General features: G+C 74.3%; 5 protein-coding genes. All 5 read left to right on the forward strand.

The window, feature by feature from the left end; all coding sequences use genetic code 11:
• The first annotated feature begins 219 nt into the window (after positions 1–219).
• A complete protein-coding gene (locus tag EEJ42_RS32570; protein ID WP_123105535.1) occupies positions 220–609 on the forward strand; it encodes a roadblock/LC7 domain-containing protein in 390 nt (129 codons plus the stop codon).
• An 81-nt stretch (positions 610–690) separates the two neighbouring features.
• A complete protein-coding gene (locus tag EEJ42_RS32575) occupies positions 691–1,467 on the forward strand; it encodes a GNAT family N-acetyltransferase (RefSeq protein WP_123105537.1) in 777 nt (258 codons plus the stop codon).
• A 51-nt stretch (positions 1,468–1,518) separates the two neighbouring features.
• Positions 1,519–1,878, forward strand: coding sequence for an MmcQ/YjbR family DNA-binding protein (locus EEJ42_RS32580; protein ID WP_123105539.1), 360 nt, complete (start codon positions 1,519–1,521; stop codon positions 1,876–1,878).
• Between the two features lie 152 nt (positions 1,879–2,030).
• On the forward strand, positions 2,031–2,471 hold the full coding sequence (locus EEJ42_RS32585) for a hypothetical protein (RefSeq protein ID WP_123105541.1): 441 nt from the start codon (positions 2,031–2,033) through the stop codon (positions 2,469–2,471).
• Between the two features lie 146 nt (positions 2,472–2,617).
• The coding region (locus EEJ42_RS32590; protein ID WP_221179452.1) for a hypothetical protein at positions 2,618–2,800 on the forward strand (183 nt) is incomplete at its 3' end.

The following is a 2,800-nucleotide window of genomic DNA, read 5'->3' on the forward strand; positions in this document are numbered from 1 at the left end:
CGCCCCGCGACCCGGCGGCGGAGCCGCCGCGCCCCGCGGCCCCCACCGGCGGCGGACTCCCCAGACGCACCCCGGCCGACCGGCGGCCGGAGAGCACCGGCTGATCCCGCGACGACAGCGATTCCCGCAGCCGACCACGCCGCTCACAGCCGCAGCCCATCGCCGCCGCTCACAGCCGCAGCGACGGCGAGCCCCGACGGAGTCCGAGGAGGACCCCCGATGACCAACCCCCCACCTGCCTCCGGTGCGTCCTCCGGCGACCTCGTCAAGGAACTGACCGGTCTGCGCGGGCAGGTTCTGGGCATCTCCGAGAGCATCATCGCCACCACGGACGGACTGCTGGTGGCCGCCGACACCGCCACTGTGCAGCCGGAGTCCCTGGCCGCCCTCTCCGCGGCCTCCCTCGCGCTGGGCAAGCGTTCCGCCGCCGAAGTGGGGCTGGGCAGCCTGCGCGAGGTGGTCACCCGGTGCAACGGCGGCTACAGCGTCGTCCTGGCCGTCGGCGAACAGGCCCTGCTGGTGATCCTCGGCGACGAGGGCCTGGACCTGACCGCGCTGCGCCGGGAAGCCCCGGCCGTCGTGGAACGCCTCGGCGGCCTGCTGTCCTGACGGTACGGGCGGCCCGGACTGTCAAGTGACCCCGCCGATAAAGCAGTTGCGGGTGCCGACCCCCGGTGCTGAGGTGACCGGATGGACCTTGACGCAGTACGTGAGCTGTTCGACCGGCAGCTGAGACAGGGAGCGCAGCCCGACGGCCCCGGGACCCGGATCGAGCGCGTGGACGGGGTGGTACGCCAGACCGGCGCCGCCGACGACTGGAACGGTGTCCGCTGGTCGGATCTGGACGCGTCCACGGCGGACGCGGCCATCGCGGCGCAGATACGGCACTTCACCGCCCGGGGGCGCGCCTTCGAGTGGAAGCTGTACGCCCACGACCGGCCCGGCGACCTCGGCGCACGGCTCGCGGCGGCCGGTTTCGCCGCCGAGCCCGAGGAGGCGGTGATGGTCGCCCCGGTGCGGGACCTGCCCACCGCCGTCGAGCTCCCCGAGGGTCTCCGGCTGCTCCGGGTCACCGACGCCGCGGGGGTGGAGCTGATGGTGGACGTCCACGCGCGGGCGTTCGGCACCGACAGCGGCCACCTCAGGCACCGGCTGCTCAGCCGGCTGCGCGAGGCGCCGGACACGGTCGTCCCGGTCGTCGCCATGGCCGGTGACCGGGCGGTGAGCGCCGCGCGGATGGAACTGCCCCCGGAGGCGGACTTCGCCGGGCTGTGGGGCGGCGGCACCGTGGCGGAGTGGCGCGGCCGGGGCCTGTACCGGGCCCTGATCGCCTTCCGCGCCCGGATCGCCGCCGAGCGCGGCTACCGCTATCTCCAGGTCGACGCGTCCGACCAGAGCCGCCCGATCCTGGAGCGGCTCGGCTTCGTACCGCTGACCACCACCACGCCGTACGTGTACGGGGGATAGCCGCTCGGCGTTCCCGGTGGCGTTGTCAGTGGTGTGCTCTACGGTCATGCCATGATCACGCCTGACGATGTCCGCCGGATCGCGTTGTCGCTGCCGCAGACCACCGAGAAGATCGCCTGGTCCATGCCCACTTTCCGGGTCGCCGGGAAGATGTTCGCCACGCTCCCCGAGGACGAGACCTCGATGGCCGTGCGATGTCCCAAGGTGGAGCGGGACGAACTCGCGCTCGCCGAGCCGGAGAAGTTCTGGATCGCCGACCACGAGGCGGGCTTCGCCTGGGTGCGGGTGCGTCTCGCCGCCCTGGAGGATCTCGACGAGCTGCGGGACATCCTCGTCGACTCCTGGAGGCAGGCCGCGCCGACCGCGCTGCTCGACGCGCTGCCGGAGCCCGGCGGGGCGGCCTCGGACTGACGCCTCTTCGGCACCCACCTCCTCGAAATGTGCCGGTATGTACGTTCGAGAACGTAACCGACACGGGTGAAATGCCCGACTCTTTCGGGCTATCGGAGTGCTAGCTTCCGCTCTTCGCGGTTCTCTGGAAGGAGACCAGTGAGGGAGGCCGCATGGTGCACGGCCGCGAGACGAACCGCCGCTCCGGCCCCGCTCGGCCGTGCACCGTCCTGATGGTCGCGCTGCTGGCGATCACCCTGCTGCACGGACTGCTCTCCCTCGGCGCCGTCCATCCGCCGCCGCCCTCCGCGAACCACTGCGGACCCGGCGTCCTGTCCCCTTCCGCATCCTCGGAGGAGGACGAGCGGTCCGACCCGCGTCCGGCCGCCCGCGCCGCCCACGAGCTGGGCCGCCACCCGGCCGGTCACCCCGGGAGCGCCTGCGCCACCTCGGTCCGCTCCCACCGCTCCCTCCCCACGGCGCCCCCGCACCTCGCCGTCGCCATCGACCGCGCTCGCGCCGCGGACCGTACGGCGGGCACCGCCGTGTCCGGCTCCGCCGACGAGACCGCGCCCCGCAGGCTCCCCGCCCGGGACGTCGTCCTGCGCTGCTGAGCGGGCCCCGGGCCGTTCCGCATCCCGTAACCCTCCCGCATCCCCCGCATCTCCCGTATGTGCCGCCGCACGGGCGGAGCGCGGGTGCGCCACGGCCTGCCCCGGATCAGCCCATCGCCCCGTCCGACCCCCGCAGGAGCCCCCGCATGCCCATCGACGTCTACGCCGCCATGGGTGCACTGGTGCGCGCCGAAGCCGCGCGCCGGTCCACCGTCCCCGCCCAGTCCGACGCCGCCGCACACCCCGTCGAGCCGCCCGAGGCCGTCCCCGTGTCCACCCCGCGTACCGGCGCGCCGCCCGGCGCCGCCCGGTCGCCCCGTACGGCCGCG

This window comes from Streptomyces botrytidirepellens, from assembly GCF_003721215.1.
GTDB lineage: Bacteria > Actinomycetota > Actinomycetes > Streptomycetales > Streptomycetaceae > Streptomyces > Streptomyces himastatinicus.